This is a genomic window from Okibacterium fritillariae (assembly GCF_052783725.1).
The window spans coordinates 549,431-566,629 of the sequence record NZ_CP199917.1 but is presented as its reverse complement, the minus strand read 5'-3'; the positions used below and the strand labels follow the sequence as shown (position 1 = coordinate 566,629).

17 protein-coding genes are annotated in these 17,199 nt (G+C 68.9%); 7 read left to right on the top strand and 10 right to left on the bottom strand.

The window, feature by feature from the left end; translation table 11 throughout:
• The first annotated feature begins 139 nt into the window (after positions 1-139).
• The 4 genes from ACUWEX_RS02725 (at position 140) to ACUWEX_RS02710 (ending at position 5,382) form a co-directional block, all read left to right on the top strand.
• Positions 140-1,606 (top strand): ArnT family glycosyltransferase, encoded by a 1,467-nt coding sequence (locus ACUWEX_RS02725; protein ID WP_445997043.1) that lies wholly within the window; start codon positions 140-142, stop codon positions 1,604-1,606.
• A complete protein-coding gene (locus tag ACUWEX_RS02720; protein ID WP_445997042.1) occupies positions 1,603-2,301 on the top strand; it encodes a GNAT family N-acetyltransferase in 699 nt (232 codons plus the stop codon). The genes ACUWEX_RS02725 and ACUWEX_RS02720 overlap by 4 nt, the downstream gene beginning before the upstream one ends.
• An 18-nt stretch (positions 2,302-2,319) precedes the next feature.
• Complete coding sequence (locus ACUWEX_RS02715) at positions 2,320-3,876, top strand: serine hydrolase domain-containing protein (protein ID WP_445997041.1); 1,557 nt, start codon at positions 2,320-2,322, stop codon at positions 3,874-3,876.
• Positions 3,877-4,077: 201 nt separating this feature from the next.
• Positions 4,078-5,382: an AI-2E family transporter gene (locus ACUWEX_RS02710; RefSeq protein ID WP_445997040.1), complete on the top strand. Its 1,305-nt coding sequence runs from the start codon at positions 4,078-4,080 to the stop codon at positions 5,380-5,382.
• A 117-nt stretch (positions 5,383-5,499) separates the two neighbouring features.
• On the opposite strand, the gene ddaH is transcribed toward ACUWEX_RS02710, so the two are convergent.
• On the bottom strand, positions 5,500-6,384 hold the full coding sequence (gene ddaH, locus ACUWEX_RS02705) for a dimethylargininase (protein ID WP_407668723.1): 885 nt from the start codon (positions 6,382-6,384) through the stop codon (positions 5,500-5,502).
• 222 nt (positions 6,385-6,606) lie between these two features.
• Here ddaH and ACUWEX_RS02700 point away from each other — a divergent pair, with 222 nt between their 5' ends.
• Positions 6,607-7,044 (top strand): Lrp/AsnC family transcriptional regulator, encoded by a 438-nt coding sequence (locus ACUWEX_RS02700; protein ID WP_077054218.1) that lies wholly within the window; start codon positions 6,607-6,609, stop codon positions 7,042-7,044.
• A gap of 102 nt (positions 7,045-7,146) precedes the next feature.
• On the opposite strand, the gene ACUWEX_RS02695 is transcribed toward ACUWEX_RS02700, so the two are convergent.
• From ACUWEX_RS02695 to ACUWEX_RS02670, 6 genes are all read right to left on the bottom strand, one after another.
• Complete coding sequence (locus tag ACUWEX_RS02695) at positions 7,147-7,557, bottom strand: hypothetical protein (RefSeq protein ID WP_143785301.1); 411 nt, start codon at positions 7,555-7,557, stop codon at positions 7,147-7,149.
• 143 nt (positions 7,558-7,700) lie between these two features.
• Positions 7,701-9,554 carry an alpha/beta fold hydrolase gene (locus ACUWEX_RS02690; RefSeq protein WP_445997039.1) on the bottom strand — a complete coding sequence of 618 codons (1,854 nt, stop codon included), beginning with the start codon at positions 9,552-9,554 and terminating at the stop codon, positions 7,701-7,703.
• Complete coding sequence (locus ACUWEX_RS02685; RefSeq protein ID WP_445997038.1) at positions 9,551-9,880, bottom strand: hypothetical protein; 330 nt, start codon at positions 9,878-9,880, stop codon at positions 9,551-9,553. Before ACUWEX_RS02685 ends, ACUWEX_RS02690 begins: the two co-directional genes overlap by 4 nt.
• A gap of 109 nt (positions 9,881-9,989) precedes the next feature.
• Complete coding sequence (locus ACUWEX_RS02680; RefSeq protein WP_445997037.1) at positions 9,990-10,634, bottom strand: response regulator; 645 nt, start codon at positions 10,632-10,634, stop codon at positions 9,990-9,992.
• Positions 10,635-10,692: 58 nt separating this feature from the next.
• Positions 10,693-12,006 (bottom strand): sensor histidine kinase, encoded by a 1,314-nt coding sequence (locus ACUWEX_RS02675; protein WP_079726730.1) that lies wholly within the window; start codon positions 12,004-12,006, stop codon positions 10,693-10,695.
• Between the two features lie 136 nt (positions 12,007-12,142).
• Positions 12,143-12,793 carry a DedA family protein gene (locus ACUWEX_RS02670; protein ID WP_234990945.1) on the bottom strand — a complete coding sequence of 217 codons (651 nt, stop codon included), beginning with the start codon at positions 12,791-12,793 and terminating at the stop codon, positions 12,143-12,145.
• 85 nt (positions 12,794-12,878) lie between these two features.
• On the opposite strand from ACUWEX_RS02670, the gene ACUWEX_RS02665 reads away from it, so the two are divergent.
• Together ACUWEX_RS02665 and ACUWEX_RS02660 are read left to right on the top strand one after the other, a co-directional pair.
• Entirely contained in the window at positions 12,879-13,340 is a 462-nt protein-coding gene (locus tag ACUWEX_RS02665) for an SRPBCC family protein (RefSeq protein WP_445997036.1), read from the top strand.
• 29 nt (positions 13,341-13,369) lie between these two features.
• Entirely contained in the window at positions 13,370-13,708 is a 339-nt protein-coding gene (locus tag ACUWEX_RS02660) for a TraR/DksA family transcriptional regulator (protein ID WP_445997035.1), read from the top strand.
• On the opposite strand, the gene ACUWEX_RS02655 is transcribed toward ACUWEX_RS02660, so the two are convergent.
• The 3 genes from ACUWEX_RS02655 to ACUWEX_RS02645 form a co-directional block, all read right to left on the bottom strand.
• Positions 13,705-14,475, bottom strand: a complete 771-nt coding sequence (locus ACUWEX_RS02655) for a glycosyltransferase (RefSeq protein WP_445997034.1) — start codon at positions 14,473-14,475, stop codon at positions 13,705-13,707. The two genes, ACUWEX_RS02660 and ACUWEX_RS02655, sit on opposite strands and share 4 nt — an antisense overlap.
• Positions 14,476-14,560: 85 nt before the next feature.
• A complete protein-coding gene (locus tag ACUWEX_RS02650; protein ID WP_445997033.1) occupies positions 14,561-16,093 on the bottom strand; it encodes a PIG-L family deacetylase in 1,533 nt (510 codons plus the stop codon).
• Positions 16,090-17,196 carry an acyl-CoA dehydrogenase gene (locus ACUWEX_RS02645; RefSeq protein WP_445997032.1) on the bottom strand — a complete coding sequence of 369 codons (1,107 nt, stop codon included), beginning with the start codon at positions 17,194-17,196 and terminating at the stop codon, positions 16,090-16,092. The genes ACUWEX_RS02650 and ACUWEX_RS02645 overlap by 4 nt, the downstream gene beginning before the upstream one ends.
• Between the last annotated feature and the right edge of the window lie 3 nt (positions 17,197-17,199).

The following is a 17,199-nucleotide window of genomic DNA, read 5'->3' as shown; positions in this document are numbered from 1 at the left end:
GGGGCACCGGGCCTCCGGCACGGCCGTGCGGCGCCTGGGACGAAACCCGAGTCGGGTTGCCGAGCAAGGCTAGCGAGCCGGGCTAGCGAGCCGGATTTAAGAGACGGGCTTTAATGAAACCCTCTGGTATCGTCCGACTGTGCCGGCCCCCGAACTTTCGTCATCATCTCGCTGGGCCCGCTGGCTTCCCGTCGCCGTCGTCTTCCTCTGGGGCGCCTACCTCTGCCTCTGGAACATCGGCTCGGCCAACCAGAACGCCGACGAGGGCATCTACGTCGAGGCGGGCTGGGACTACGTGCACGGCGACTTCGCCGCCAACCGCGAGCATCCACCCACGGCGAAATATCTGTTCGGTGTCGTGCAGCTCATGTTCGGCGAAGGACTGCTCGCGCCCCGCATCTTTGTTGGGCTGCTCACCCTGGCGGTCGGCGTGGTCATTTGGCTGTGGCTGCGACGCGAGGTCGGTTTCACTCTCGCCCTCATTCCCGCGGCCCTGTGGCTGCTGCTGCCGCGCGGGGTCACGGGCGGCGCCGAGCGTCTCGATCGCTTCGCCCTGCTCGAACCCGTCATGGTCGCCTTCACGGTGTTCGCGATGGCGGCCGCGTGGGTGTGGTTCCGCACCGAACGTTGGCCGTGGATCGTCGCCTCGGGTGTGTTCATGGGCCTCGCCATCACGGCCAAAGTGTCGGCCGCCGTCATCCTCGTCGGGTTCCTCGTGTTGCTCGTCGCCCGCCGGCCCCTCGTCCGCGTGCTGCGCGACGTCGGGCTCTTCGTGATCGCTCTCGTCGTCACGGCCGTGGCGCTCTACCTCCCCATGGGTCTGACCGACGCGGTCGGCTACATGCTGCAGATGCAGGCCGAGCACAACGCGGCCGGGCACCTCATCACGGTCGCGGGCATCACGGGGCCGTTCCCGCCGTGGTGGGCCAACCTGTGGTTCACGGTGGTCGGGGTGGGTGTTCCGACGGCCGTCGTTCTCGCCGTCGGCCTCGTCGCCGCCGTCGTCGTCGGCCGCCCGCGACGCCTCGTCGTCTTCATCGGCACGGCCCTCGGCGCGCTGCTCGTCTTCCACCTCTTCGGGTCGAACGTGGCGCTCCCCCACTACTACTACGCGTGGTTCTGGATGCTGGCGGTGCTGGCCGGTCTCGGCCTGGCGGGCCTGTTGCGCCCCGGGCCCCGCGGCCTGCTCGTCGTGATCGGCCGCGTGGTCGGCATCCTGGCGCTGCTGCTCGTCGTCGTCATCGCGGCACGCCTGTCGGTGTACACGTGGCAGGAGCGTGCCGCGGGGATGGCGCTCGTCGAGGACGCACTGGACGAGGACCCGGCGCCCGACGGGGACGTGCTCGTGGCGGGCATGGCGCCCTGGGAGTACGAGCCCTATATCGAAGAGGACGAGATCGTCGGCGATCCGGCACTCGTCGACACGGCCGACATCCGAGCCATCGTCATCAAGCATTCACCGCGGTTCGGCATCGACCCCCGCATCCAGTCGTTCGTCGATCAGGCGCAGCCCGGCGTTCGGCTCGAACAGCTCGACGACACCTACGTCTATATCCTCGACGCGCGGCTCGTCTCGGCGGGCGACACCCTCGTGCTCGAGCGGTGACCGGCGCGAACGAGCACCAGCCCCAGCACCCGCGTGCGCACGAGCTCGAACGCGAACGCGAGCGCGAGCGCGAGCACCCTGCTTCGGATGGCGCAACCCCGCGTTCCCCGTTCGTGACGTGGCCGCGCCCACCCGGTATCGTCGAGCGCGTGCTGCAGCCCATCCCCCTTCGTGCCGGCGTCACCCTGCGCCTGCTCCGCACCGACGACGCCGAGCGACTCGCCGAGGCCTACTCGCGCAACCGCCGCTACCTCGAGCCGTGGGAGCCCACCCGCAGCGAGGCCTTCTTCACCAAGACCTGGCAGGCGGCTCAGATTCCGTCGCTGCTCGAGACCGTCGCGGCGGGCACGGGGCTGCCCCTCGTGTTGGCCACCGACACTCAGATCATCGGCCGCGTCACCCTCTCGGGCATCACTCGCGGCGTGCTGCAGTCGACGGGCCTCGGCTACTGGGTCGACGAGGCCTTCGCCGGGCACGGCATCATGAGCTCGGCCGTCGCCGCCGTCGTCCGTGTGGCCACCGACGATCTGCGGCTGCACCGCATCCAGGCCGAGACGCTGCTGCACAACCACGGTTCGCAGAAGGTGCTCCACCACAACGGCTTCGAACGCATCGGCATGGCACCCAAATACATCAAGATCGACGGGCGCTGGCAGGACCACATCCTGTTCCAGCGCATTCTGCACGACGACTGACTCGACCAGAATGGGGGGATGACCTCGCACACCGCCCCGACCCCGCACCTCCTCGATTCCGTCGACGCGCTCTTCTCCGCGCGGGCCCTCCAGCGCACGGCTCCGAGTGGAGTGTGGGGCGTGTTCGGCCCGGACGGTCTCGTGCAGGCGGGCGGTCACGGGTCGGTGGCGGGCACCGTCCCCGATGCGCACACCGCTTACCGCATCGCATCCTGCACCAAGAGCTTCACGGCCGCCGCCCTGTTGGCGTTGCGCGACGAGGGCGCGCTGGCGCTCGACGAGCCGATCACGCGCTTCCTGCCGGGTTTCGCCGCGGTCCCCCTGCCGAGCGCCGACGCGCCCGTGCCCACCGTGCGCATGCTCCTGACCATGTCGGCCGGGTTGCCGACCGACGACCCCTGGGGCGACCGTCAGGAGTCGATCACGAACGAGCAGCTCGACGCGTTGATCGCCGATGGACTCAGTTTCGACAGCATCCCGGGCACGGCGTTCGCCTATTCGAACCTGGGCTATGCGCTGCTTGGCCGCGTCATCGAAGAGGCATCGGGCCGTGCTTATCGGGATGTCGTGCGCGAGCGCTTCCTCGAACCGCTCGGGTTGACCGGCACGGGGTTCGACGTGTCGATCGCCGAAAGCGACGGCGTGACGGGCGTGGCGATCGGAAACCGATTCCTCGACGGCGCGTGGCAGGAGCTGCCGTTCACCGGGCCCGGCGCGTTCTCGCCCATCGGCGGGCTGTTCTCCACGGTCGCCGACCTGTCCCGCTGGGCCGTCTGGCTGGCCGAGCCGATGCTGCCCGATGGCGTGTCGGGCGGCGCGACAGCGCACGGGCCCGCCGGTTCGGAGCCCGTCGCGTCCGAACCTCTCGCGTCCGAGCGTCTCGCGTTCGGGGCGCTCGATGAGGCGACCGAGTCGCATCCGACCCCTCTCTCGCGGGCTTCCCGACGCGAGATGCAACAGTTGCAGCGCTACGCCCCCGGCTTCAGCGCTCTGCCGGCCGGCTACGGTTTCGGCCTCGTGGTCGAGCATCATCCGCGCTTCGGAACCGTCGTGTCGCATTCGGGCGGCTACCCGGGCTTCTCGGCGCATATGCGCTGGGTGCCCAGCCGCGGTCTCGGCGTCGTCGCCTTCGAGAACGCCACCTACTCGCGGGTATCGGCGGCCGCGACCGCTGCGCTCGATCTGCTGGCCGATTCCTCTCCCGAGGTTCTCTCGCTCGACGATCGCCTATGGCCCGAGACGCGCACCGCGCAACGAGCTGTCTCCGCACTCATCCATGACTGGTCGGATGCCGCGGCAGCCCGCATCTTCGCCGAGAACGTTCCCCTCGACGAGCCGTACGAGAACCGCCGGGCCGCGATCGCGCGCGCCATCGCCGCCGTCGACGGGCTCCTCCCCCTGACGCCCGATGTGCAGCAGGCCACGGCAGGTATGGCCCGCGAGGCCTCAACCACGCCCTCGCACCTCGTCTGGCGACTGCCCGGCAATCGCGGCGCGCTGCGCGTCGAGATCCGTCTCACTCCGCAGAACCCCCCTCTCGTGCAGACGTTCAGCGTGCGCGCCGAACACCGCTGACAACCGCGGGCACCGGCGTGCCGTCGCCGGCAGGCACTGGCCCTGGCCCTGGCCCTGGTCAGCCTCAGGGCCGTCGCGACGCGCCGATGATCGCATCGGTTTTGGACACCGACGAACGGTTCGGCGCTACTGTGATCCCAACGAGCGCGGGGCGGGCTTTCGGATGTCGGATGCCGCTGCACCGCCCGGAACGGAGCAGCCATGAGGCGCCTACGAATCAGCATCGAACGCACGTCGTCGCGAGACGCGGCGCTGCGGGCAGCGGAAGCCACCGGGGCCGCAGCCGCCGCGGCCGCCGTGCCCACCGCAACCGCCTCGGCCGTCGATCATTCAGGGTCCGCGGCGGCGTCGCCGGCGGGAACGGTCGGGTCGAGCAGCACCGCCGGCGCCGTCCAGACAAGTGGGCCGCTCTCGCCCGCGGCCTCAGCCGGAACGGGCCCCGTCGGCCCGCTCCGCGGCGGTGAGATGCCCCGCCGCGGCGGTTTCGCGTGGGGCTATGTCGTCACGCTCGGCGTGCTCGCGGCCATCGTCACGGGGCTGGCGCTCTACAACCTGCGCTCCATCGTCTTCTCGATCTTCTTCGCCGGTTTCATCACGGTGGGGCTCGACCCGCTCATCCGCTGGTTGCAGCGCCGGCATTTCGCGCGCGGCTGGGCGTTGTTCACGGTCATCCTGCTCGTCGTCGCCGCGATCGTCGCGGTCATCTGGCTCATCGTGCCCATCGCGGTCGAGCAGATCTCGAGCCTGGCGGTGTCGATTCCGTCGCAGATCGAGGCGCTGCAGGCATCCGGATGGTTCGACACCGTCGACGCGGCCACCAACGGCCTCCTCGGCCAAACCCTGTCGTCGATCAACGACATCATCGCCGATCCGAAGACGTGGGCGGCCGTCGGCTCGGGCGTCGTGGGCTTCGGAGCGGCCATCGCCGACGCCGTCTCGACGGGCATCTTCACCGTCATCCTCACGATCTACTTCATCGCGACGTATGACTCGACCAAAGAGGCCGCCTTCCGCATGGTGGCGAAGTCCCACCGGGCCACGTTCGCCAGCTACACGAACCGCATCCTCGAGAACGTCGGCAAATACCTGAGCGGCATGGTGATCCTCGCGTTCATCAACTCGATCTTCAGCACCATCCTGCTCACCCTCGTGGGCGTGCCGGGCGCGTTCTTCATCGGCATCGCGGCCTTCTTCATCACGCTCATCCCGCTCGTCGGCACGATCATCACGACGTGCATCATGACGATCGTGGCGTTCTTCCAGTCGCCCGTGTCGGCGCTCATCGTGTTGCTCGTCATGCTCGTCTACATGCAGGTCGAGGCTTATCTGTTCACGCCGAAGGTCATGAGCAAGGCCGTGCAGGTGCCGGGTTCGGTCGTGCTGATCTCGGCCCTCGCGGGTGGCACGCTGTTCGGCCTGGCGGGTGCGCTCATCGCCATCCCGATCTCCGCCGGAGTCATCCTCATCATTCGAGAGCTCGTGATGCCCCGCAAGGAGCTGTCCTAGCGCCAGGGCCGGGCGCCGACGCTCGCCCGCCGCCCGCCGCGCACGCGAACGCGCACACGAACGGCCCGCCCTCTCCCAGGAGGACGGGCCGTTCGGTCGTGCGGGTGCGGGCGTGTCTCAGCGGCGCAGCTCCAGGGTGCAGCACTTCACGCCGCCGCCGCCCAGCAGCAGCTCGGAGAGGTCGACGCCGATCGGGTTGTAGCCGCGCTCGCGCAGCTGACGGGCGAAGTGCTCGGCCTTGGCGGCGATGACCACGTTGTAGCCGTCGGAGATGGAGTTGAGGCCGAGAAACTGCTGGTCGCGCGGGTCGGCGATGATGGCGTCGGGGAACCGGGTCTGCAGGATGGCGAGGCTGCGTTCGTCAAAGGCGCTCGGCAGGTAGGCGATGTTGGCGTTCGCGTCGTCATCGCGGGGGTCGAGCACGGCGATGGCGGTGTCGAGGTGGTAGAAGCTCGGGTCGGTCAGAGTGAGCGTGATGACCTCGCGGCCGAAGATCTCGCCGACCTCGCGGTGGCTGTCGCTGGCGCTGCGGAACCCGGTGCCGGCGAGGATGACGCCGCCGACGAACAGGAAGTCACCTTCGCCTTCGTTGATCTCTGCGGGGCGGGCAACCGTGAAGCCGTTGTGGCCGAACCAATCCATAAAGGCGGGGCCCTCGGGCTGGCGCTGTTCGAACGTGAACTTGGCGCCGTAGGCGGTGCCGTCGATCACGAAGCCGCCATTGGCCGTGTAGACCATGTCGGGCAGGCCCTCGACGGGGTCGATGAGTTCAACCGTGTGGCCGAGGCCCACGTAGGTGTCGTAGAGCGTCTGCCACTGGTCGATGGCTTTCTGCGTGTCGGTGGGGTTCGACGGTTCCATCCACGGGTTGATCTTGTAGCTCACGGTGAAGTGCTCGGGACGGCACATGAGGTAGGTGCGGGGCGTGGGCGTGCGGCTGGCGCCGGCGCGGGTGTCGGATGCCTGGGCGTCTGTGTCGGGGGTGGTCGTGGTGTCGGTCACGTGATGCTCCTGGTGCAAGCGGGGTGGCGCCGGTTCGTCGGTGCGATCCGGGCGGACTACCCTATCGGGGGCGGACACTGTCCTCGAGGCCCGTTCGCTGTCGCTCCAGGCACGCCGTGAATCCCAGTCTGTCACGCACGCTTGCGCCGATGGGTCTCATTCCGCGCAACATGTGAGCAAAATCGGTCGCGCTGGCGCAAGATTTCCGCGTAGGCTGGCCTGATGGACAATCTCGACCGCGGCATCATCGACCTTCTCCGCCAGAACGCCCGCGCCAGTTATGGCGATATCGGTGTCGAGGTGGGCCTGTCGGCTTCGGCGGTGAAGCGCCGGGTGGACCGCCTGGTGGCCGATAAAGTGATCCGCGGTTTCACGGTGCAGGTCGACCCGAATGTCGACGGCATGCAGACCGAGGCCTATGTGGAGTTGTTCTGCCGCGGCACGGTGGCGCCCGACGAGCTGCGCCGCATCTTGCAGGGTGTTCCCGAGGTGGTGGATGCGGGCACCGTGACGGGTAGTGCCGATGCCATCGTGCGTATCCGTTCGCGCGACATCCCGAGCCTCGAGGCGGCCCTCGAGAAGGTGCGCATCGCCCCGAACGTCGACCACACGCGTAGCGCGATCATCCTCTCGAAGCTCGTCAACCGCTCGGGCGACTAGCCGCCCGAGCGGACCTGAGCCGTCCGGCTCCAAGTTGTCCCGACCGGACGAGACTCGACTGAGCGTCTCCCAGGTTCGACCCGAAAGAGTCTCGGCGAATGCCTACGGCGCCGGCGTGTCGAGAAGCTTGGCACCCTCCTCTTTGTAGATCTTGAGCCAGTCTCCGTCGCGGCACGGGCCGTCGGCGCTCAAGATGATGCGGTCGACCGAGTAGGTGTAACTGATCTTTCCCGCCTCGGGCGATTCACCCGACAAGCCACGATGTCCCTCGTCGAACTGAGAGGTACCGACGGTCATACCGTCTGCCTTCCAGGCCTGTTTCAGCGCTTCAGTAACGGCGTCGAGGTCTTCGGCTGGCCGATTGCTCGTGCGCGACGCATGGTAGAAATAGCCAGCTTCGTCGTTGCATGGATCAGGCAATGTGTCGTCTTGCGCCACCCACTCCCCGCCTAGTACTTGCTGGGCGGCGTCGAGTCGGGCCAGGAGGTCGGCGCGTGCTTCTGCGGGTGTCATAGAGGGCTCCTTCACAGTGGGCGTTGGCTCGGGCGTGGGTGACGAACACGAGGAAAGGGTGAGCAGGGCAACCGCGATACCGAACGCTGTAGTCACGACGCGATTCGCAGACCGAGACCGCCCAGGTCGGCCGGCACGGCCGATCACAGCGACCAGCCTTCCGACTGGTAGGCGTCATATTCAACGGGAGCGCGGCCCTCGGTGATGCGTTCTTCGTGTCCGGTGATGATGTTCTGCACGTTGTACAGACTCTCAGAGTCCACACCGAGATACTTGCGGTCGTCGTCTTTTTCGTTCCCTCCGACAGCGTTGTGCATGTCCGCCGGTTCGAGCTCCGTTCCATCAGGAAGGACCGTTCCATCTGAGCCGAAGAGCGTCGCGCCCCAGCCGGTGCGCTCCGGATCTTGGCGGCCCGAGACGAAACGGCCGAAGTCGGCGAGGCGATCGCGCTCGGCATCCGTGACGAAGACCTTCTCGGGATCGACGTGCAGATCATTGATCGAGATGTCGTTCGGAATTCCGGCGGATCCAAGGAACGTGACCGTATCGACGTGGTGATCCTTATCGGCGAGCGCAATCGAAATGGTCGTGGTGCCGTACGAGTGCGCGACCAGGTTGAGCTGCGATGGCAGATTCGCTGCTTCGCGGTAGGCGTTGTAGCCGTCGAGTGTGCGACTGAGGCGATCCGCTCCGGCTTCGGCTCGGGCGTTGGAGGGCACCTCGAGGGCATTGGGGCTGTCGTAATCCACCCACACCACGACGGCGCTCGACGGGTCGGCAGTCTGCATCCGCTCGGCGGCGCGGATATAGTCGTCGCTCGACGAGACGCTACTTTCCATGCCGGGCACGAAGAATGTGGCGAACTTCGCCGTGTCGAGATCGCCCACAGAAATGGCGGCCAACGGCACACCCGGTGCCGAGTTGTCGAGCGTAATGAGGTAGAGCGGGGGAACGCGGGTGGGTCCCAGGCCATCGCCATAGCGATCGAGCAGGTACTTCAGGCCCTGCATCTTGTCGAAGGCTTCGCCGCCGCCCGGCGCCCCGTCGTAGCTGTAGGGGCCATCGGCGTTGACGATCGCCTCGTAGTCGGCTTTCGCCTCGTCGTAGAGCTGCTGCAGGCGTGAGACGTTGGCCCGATCGCGGTCGGTGTAGCTCGCACCCTCGAGGTTGCCGACCACGGCGGGCGCCGCGGCGATGAGCGCCGCCACGAACTCGGGCGGCAGGTTCTGCCACAGCCCGGCCACTTCGGCGGGGCTCATCTTCGAGAGAGCGTCTGCGGCGGCCTGGGGGTCGTCGGCGTAGGCGGCCGCGAACGTGGCCCCGTCGACGGTCGCCCAGGCCGCAATGGCCGTGGCTCCGTCGACCTGCGCGCCGGACACAATCGTCGACACGGGCGTTCCGCTGAGGGCGGCGACGGCAACGCCGTCGGCCTCGAGCCGCCGCTGCAGGAGTGCCGCATAGGACTCGCGGTGGCCCTCGATCTCGGAGGCCAGAGTGCCCCATCGGCTGACACCGCTGTTGAAGTCGGTCACATCCGTCTCGCTCATGCCGCGCAGCAGGCTCGTGGTGTCGGACTCGGGGATGCGCGCCGGCGGGTTGTCCCACCCGGCCACAGCCGTGAACGTGGAGGGCGAGAGGTCGGACAACGTGACCCGCAGCGACCCGATGCTGCGTTCCGCCTCGCTGCACGCCGTGCGCAGGAGGCCCGCCTCGAGCTTGATCGACTCGACCTCGGTGGCATAGGCGCCGAGGGCAGCGGCGCACGCCTCGTGGCTCGCCGCCGTGGTCTCGAGCTTGTCGCCGAGCGCCGTGAGCATGAGGGCCGTCTGGGCCGTGACCTCGGACGTGTTCGATGAGCCGACCGTGGAACCCGCGGCTCTCACGACGGTTTGCAGCGTGCGACCGGTCTGGGCATCGGCGGTGTGTTGCTCGGCGGCCGAGCGGATGGTGGCGACATCCCCCTTGTCGGGCTCGTCGAGATCGGAGAGGGCGCTCATTGTGCGGCCACCGGTTTCGAGCCCGACCCTGAACCGGCGCCCGCGGCCAGAGCACTATCGGTGGCCTTGAGCGCATCGATGGCTGCGGCCAGGGCCGACGCTACGGCCGTGGCCGAATCACCGAGCGCCGTATCGGCCTGGCCGCAGACATCACGCGCGCTGGCCGCAGCCTGCGCCACCGCGGCTGATCCCACCGAGCTCTCGGACATCTCGCCCGCGGACCCCAACCCCGCGAAGACGAAGCTCGACGTGTAGCCCGTAACGCCCAGCGTCACCTGCCCCCGCGCCTGGTCGAGCGAGTCGTAATCAATCAGTAGATCAGCCATCGGAATCCCCCTTCGCATCGAACGCTACCGACGGTCGCGCACAGACGGAATGGGCACCTCTCCCCTGTGCAGAGAAGGGCGCCGAAGAGGCCTGGGGAGAACGAACCGCTCAGGCGGAGAGGTACTTCAGCACCGCGAGGACGCGGCGGTGGTCGCCGGCGGAGGGCTGCAGCCCGAGCTTCTGGAACACCGAGGCGATGTGCTTCTCGATGGTGCCGGGCGTGAGGAAGAGGGCATCCGCGATGGCCTGGTTGGTGCGCCCCTCGGCCATGAGGCGCAGCACGTCGCGCTCCCGATCGCTCACGGCCGCCAGCGCATCGACCGCACGCGGCGGCGCGAAGAGCTGCGTCACGACCTCGGGGTCGAGCACGGTGTTGCCGGCCGCGATGCTGCGCAGGGCATAGACGAAGGCTGCGACATCCGCGACCCGGTCCTTGAGCAGGTAGCCCACACCGCCGCGCCCGGCCGCGAAGAGTTCGCGCGCATACCGTGTCTCGACGTATTGCGAGAAGACGAGCACGCCCACGTCGGGCGCCTTGTCGGTGACCTCGAGGGCCACGCGCAGGCCCTCGTCGGTGAAGGTCGGGGGCATGCGCACATCCGTCACGAGCACGTCGGGACGAAACTCGAGCGTGGCCTCGACCGCCGCGACGCCATCGCCGACGGCCGCGACTACATCGATGCCGCGGCCCGTCAGCAGGGCGACGAGTCCCTCGCGCACGATGGTCGAGTCTTCGGCGATGACGATGCGCATCAGATGTTCTCCGTGGGGTCGAAGGAGCGAGACGGCGACAACAGCGTTGCGTTGCGGCTCACAGGGCCGCCAGGGGCAGGTCGAGCGTGATGCGGGTGGGGCCACCCTCGGGACTGTCGATGAGCAGCGTTCCGTCGACGGTTCCGACGCGTTCGCGCAAGCCGCGCAGGCCCGAGCCGCGACCCGTGGCCGAGGCATCCTCACCGAAGCCGACGTAGGCACCGCCGCGCCCGTCATCGCCCACGACGACCTCGAGCCGGTCGCCGCGCTGGCTGAGCGTGATCGAGGCCGACGACGCCTCGGCGTGCTTGGCCGCATTCGTCAGAAGCTCGAGCACGCTGAAGTAGACGATCGATTCGACCACCGACGACGGCCGTTCGCGCAGGCTGCTGCGAAAACTCACGGGCAGCGCGGATGTCGCAGCCACCGTCTCGAGCGCCGTCTCGAGCCCCGCGTCCAGAGCGGGCGGGTGGATGCCGGCGGCCAGGTCGCGCAGTTCGACGAGCGCCTGCTTGGTGGCGGCATGAGCGTTGTCGACGAGCGTGGCGACGGATGCGGCATCCTGCCCGGACGCCAACCGATCGCGCGCGTCGCCCAGCGTCATGGCCAGGCCCACCAGACGGGCCTGCGTGCCGTCGTGCAGGTCGCGCTCGATCTGGCGCAGGCGGGCGTCGGCGGTCGCGACGCTCACGGTGCGCGACGTCGTCACCTCGCGCAGGCGTTCGCGGTTGCTGCGCCCGAGAAGCGATCGCACCAGCAGCGTGTGCAGCCGGGCGAAACCGTGGTTCATCGCGGGCCAGACGAAGAGGAACACGACGAGGCCGATCACGCCGATGAGCGTGTACTCACCGGGTGTGTCCACCCAGCCATCCACGAATTGGATGCCGTTCGGGGCCGGCTGTCCGTCGCGCTCGTTGGGGACGAACGGCGCCCAGAGCGCGGCCGTCGCGAGCCCCAGCGACATGACGAGGAACACGGTCGAGACGATGGTCGCGAACATGGTCGTGATGAACGCGACGGGGAGGAAGGCGAAGGCACGCCACGTGGCGGCATCCGACAAGCGGGTGAAGGCCCAGCCGAAGAAACCCGTGCCGCGCTGGTAGGGCGCCGGCGCCGGCACATCGACGCCGGCCAGGGAACGCGACAGCGCACGGGCGGCGGCACCGACGGCCCGAGAACCGCTCAGAATGAAGGCCGTGCCGAACAGCCCGATCACGGTGACGGCGAGCGGCGCACCCGCGGCGAAGACGGCCACGAAGACCAGCCAGCCGAAGCAGGCGACCCCGAAGAGGCCCCAGAGGTAGGCGAACTCGCGCCACGTCGAGGGTCGAAAGGCGGCGGTGAGAAAGCGGAGCACGGGCGAGGAGGTCATGGCGTGATTTCTGTGAGGCGGACGGGAAGCCGTCCTCACGGCGAGCCTATCGCTGGCTCACCTCTCGGGCGACGGTTTCCATGCTTCCCGCCGCCGGCCGCGCGGGCAGCGAGGCCCTCCCCCGACCGTGTGGGGGTTAACCCGAAGAACGCTCGGCTCGCCCGCGGCGAATGCGCCGGATGACGAGCCACCCGACCACGCCCACCAGGGCCGCGATCACCAGATAGTTGAGAATCGACGAGTACTGGTCGATGAGGTGATACTGCGTTCCGAGCAACGCGCCCAGGCTGATCAGCAGTGTGTTCCACAGCCCACTGCCCAGCACCGTGAAGAGGCTGAAGGTGACGAGATTCATGCGTTCGGCACCCGCGGGCAGCGAGATGAGGCTGCGCACGCCGGGAATGAGGCGGCCGAAGAATACCGCCGAGCGACCGTGGCGGTCGAACCATCCGGCCGCCTTCTCGAAGTCGTCACGGTCGACGAGCGGCAGCTTGGCCAGCCAACGAATCGAACGTTCGAGCCCGAGCGCGGCACCCAGCCAGTAGAGCAGCAGCGCGCCGACATAGGCACCGAGGGTGGACGTGACGATGACGAGCACGAAGTTCATCTCGCCCTGTTGCGAGATGAAACCCGCGAGCGGCAGGATCACCTCGCTCGGGATGGGCGGGAACACCGTCTCGAGCAGCGTGAACAACCCGACTCCCCACGCCCCCAGGGTGTCGATGAGTTGCGCGGCCCAGCCGACGAGCCCGTCGAGCTGATCGATCGAAGATGAAGAATCACTCACCTGTGAAACGTTATGGGGCGCACCCGGTCGGATGCTGTGAGCGCAATCGCTCGAATATCGCCCACGCGTGCGCCAAAATGGTGCCATGTCAATCACGTATCGCCGCCTCGCCTGCTCGCCGGAACGTGTCTTCGAAGTGCTCGCCGACGGATGGCTCTTCCCCTCGTGGGTGGTGGGAGCATCCCGCATGCGCGACGTCGATGCCAATTGGCCGGCCGTCGAATCGAAGCTGCAGCACTCGTTCGGGGTCTGGCCCGTGCTCATCGACGACAGCACCTCGATGATGGAGTGGGACCCGCCCCGCCGCGCCAAGCTGCGAGCTCGCGGATGGCCCATGGGCGAGGCCGAGGTCACGCTCGACGTGAAGCGGCGCGGCGACGGCTGCGTGGTGCGCATCACCGAGAAGGCCGTGCGCGGGCCGGGCAAATTCGTGCCGGCATTCATCATGGATCCGCCGCTGCACGTGCGCAACATCGAGGCGCTGCGGCGTCTCGCCTACCTGGCCGAGGGCGGCGCGGGGCGGGTTTCCGGGGCGGACAAGCTCTGACGGCCCCTCTGACACCCGACGAGGTGCGCGTGCTGCACGATGCCCTCGATGCGCAGCACCGCGAGCTTCTGGTGCAACTCGGCACGCTCGACCAGTCTTTGCACGACCTGAGGGATGCCCGGTCGGGCGGGGATGCGGACGACGAACACGACCCCGAGGGCCCGACACTGTCGTCGGAGTGGTCCCGGATGTCGGGGCTCGACGCATCCTTTCGCGGACAGGTGACGGCGACGGCCGCCGCGCTCGAGCGGATCGCGGGCGGCACCTACGGCACCTGTAGCCGATGCGGCCGGCCGATCGGCTTCGACCGGCTCGAGGCGCGACCGGCCGCCGATCTGTGCATCGATTGCGCGCGGCTGACGACCTAGCGCGAGTCGCAGGCCACGTCGTCGAGTGTGGACAGGTAGTCGGCGAACCCCTCCGGAGCACGGCCGAGGCGGCGCCCCGACGTGTGCACGGGCTGCGTCTGCCCCCGATGCACGTTGGCACCCGAGGCATCCAGCGCTTCGACGAGGCGCACGTCCTCGCCCGTGGCAATGTCCTCGAAGCCGCCGACCGCCTCATAGGCGCTCGCGCGGACGCCCAGGTTGGCGCCGAAAACGTGCTCGTGGTCGCGACCGAAGCTGTGGCGCGCCTTCCAGACCACCAGCTCGCCGGACGTCAGGTCCTCTGCCCGGGGCGAGACGATGCCGACGAGCGCGTCGCAGCCCGAGCGGGCGCGGTGCAGGTGGTGCAACAGCCACGTCACCGGCACCGTGGAGTCGGCGTCGGTGTTGGCGATCCAGATGCGGTCGAGCGGGGTGTCACCGCGCCGAACGGATGCGGCGAGTGCGTGTTCGATGCCCATGCGACGAGCGCCTCCCACTCGCCCGATGGTCGAGACTACGCACTCCGCGCCCGACGCCCGGGCGAGTTCGGCGGTGCCGTCGGTGCAGCGGTCCAGCACGACGATGACGCGCACGGGCGGTGCCTCATCGCCGAGGGCACGCACGGACCGGTCGATGGCGGCCAGGCTCGCGGCGATCGTCGCCTCTTCGTTGCGGGCGGGCACGACGACATAAACCTCGTCGATACCGGTGCGCTCGGGCGAGAAATCGTGCGCCGACAACCCGTCGACGCGCTCGACGCCGGTCATGCGTGTCGCCGAATCGACCGCGGCCGTCGCGCAGCGCCGTGTGTGACACTCATCCGCCGTCCTCCGCCGGCGCGCCACAGCTCGTTCACTCGGCCAACCCGGTCTCTTGCGCGACCGAGCGGCCGGGAGCCGTGCGGAACACGTCGAGCACGAAATCGCGCTCGGTGTGCGTGACCGTGAGCTCGAGGCGCGGGCGTAGGCGTTCACGAAAACGCTCGGTCACGGTATCGCCGTCGAGCGGATACTCCTCGACCGGATGCCGCCAGTGGCAGGTCACGACGGTCGCGTCGGGGGTGAGCGACCCGAGGATGCGGTCGATCAGCGCGTCGAGTTCGGCGCTCGACAGGTAGTAGCCGACCTCGGAGACGACGACCAGATCGAACGAACCGGGAGGCCAGTCACCGGGCAGCGTGCGCCGCTCGAACGTGACGTTGTCTCGACCCGCCAGTCGCTCGCGGGCCACCTCGAGCGCCGACTCGGCGATATCGGTGGCGAGCAGCGCGTCGGCCCGTTCGGCCAGAAGCGCCGTCGTCACGCCGATGGAGCTGCCGAGTTCGAGCACGTTCGCGTAGCGCGCCGCGGGCAAGGAGGCCAGGGTGATGGCGCGTTTACGCTCCTCGTACCACCGGGTCTCGAAGCCCCAGGGGTCGCGTTCGCCTGCATAGAAATCAGTGAAGAAGTCGGCGCCCAACGAGCCGTCCGCTCCGCCATCCGTCTCACTGGGTGCCGTCTCGTCTGGTGCCGTCCCGCTCGCGGTCTCGGTGTCGATCACGGTTGCCCTGTCGGTGACAGACGGCAGGAAGATCTCGACGTCGCGGCGGAAGTGTTCCTGGAAGGGCTCCGACAGGATGGCCTCGTCCCCCGGGTGCTCCGACAACGGCGCGGTCTGCGAGGAGTGGCTCGCCATGGCCTGCCGCTTGCGTTCACGATCCTCGTCGGAGAGGGGCAGCACGAGCGCGTCGTTCCAGGGGATGTCGTCACCCTCGACATCCGACCAGAGCCATCCCCAGATCGGATAGGCCGCAGCGCGCAGACCGTGTCGTTCGGCGGCGCGCGCGCTGGCCGTCGCGACGGCCGCGTGATCGGGATGCCGGTCGCCGGCCCAGGGGCTCAAGATGACGGCATCGATAACGCCGGTGTCGGTGTCAGTGTCAGTGTCAGTGTCAGCGACCGGGCCAGCGTCAGCGCCCGCAGTCGTGGCCGTGGCCGTTCCGAGAACCCCGGAGACGACGCCTGCGATGAGCTCCGCCAGTTCCGCACTCTGAGCAAGCCCACCATCCGGCAACCCGAGGAAGTGTCGACGCGAGCCGGGCGCCACGATGTCCAGCGCCTGAGCCACCTCGTCCCGCCGCCAGGCCGCCAGCGCCTCGGGCGTCGTCGTGGGCGAATCGGGGTGGGACGCCTCGCCGTCGCTCGCGATGATCGCCGTGACCGGGATGCCGCGAGCGCTCGCCTGCGCCATGACGCCGCCCGCGCCCAACGTCTCGTCGTCGGGATGAGCCGCCGTCACGAAGAGATGCGTGATGCCGTCGAGCGACCATGCGGGCGTGCGCTGCCAGGGGGCCGCCTCGAGCCAGGCGCTCTCCGGGGTTCCGGCGTCGAGATGAGTGAACGTCACCAGTCGACCCCTCCTGCGAGCACGGCCTTGCCGATGGCGGCTTCGTCCCGTTCGGCGTGGTGCTGGCGCACGTAGAGCGAGAGGTCCGCGACACGGCGGGCATGCCGGGCATCGAGCGCGAGAGGCGCGGGACCCAGGGCACGGGCCGCCTCGCCCAACACCAGTTCCACGACATCCGCGATGATCATTCGGGTTCTGCCAGCTAAAAGCTGGGGGTCGGATGCCGCGAGCCCCGCCCGCGCATCGACGAGTTCGGCCGCATCACGCAGCGCCAGGCGCCCCGTCGTGAGCGCGGATTCGAGGCGTCCCACGTGCATCAAGCCGATCTGGTCGGGTTCGCGCCGGGAGGCGGCCTCGCGCACGGCCCGGGCCACGCCGACCGCTCCCCCGAACCAGCACGCGGCCACGCCGATGCCACCCCATGCGAATCCGGGGCGGCGCAGATACCAACCGGCGTCGCCGACGGGGGCCGCGGGGACGTCGTCGAAATCGACGGGGCCGGATGCGACATCCGCGAGCCCGACGGCATGCCAGACGCCCTGCTGCACGCGCACCCCGCCGCGGGTGAGGGGAACGGCGAAGAGACCGCGTTCGCCCGAGGGCAACCAGGCGGTGACGAGAGCGTGCGAGAGGCGGTCGGCCAGGGAGCACCACGGCTTCGTGCCGGAGAGGCGCCAGCCGCCGTCGGCATCGGGTGTCGCCTCGAGTTTCACTCCCGGGCCTTCTGCGGCGAACACGCCCCAGGTCGCGTCGGCCGGGGCGACGTCTGCGGGCACCTCGATGCCGGCGGCGCGCGCCTCGGCGAGGATGCCCAACGCGTCGATATGCGGCTCGATCACCCGTGCCGTCGTCACATCCGTGGCGGCCAGGGTGGCGAGCGCCTCCCAGAGGGCGAGCGTGCCGCCATCACCCGGGGTCGGCATCTCGTCACCGACTCCGCGGGCCAGGTCGAGCGACGCCGTCACATTTCCGGCCGCCTCGTCGGCCGCGCGGGCCAGGTCGTCGAGGGCGGGAGATATGCCTCGGGCATCTGACGGAGCAGCAAGGGGGTTGTCGCCCGGACGACCGAGCGAAACAATCGAGGTGGCGCGTGACGCATTCATCGG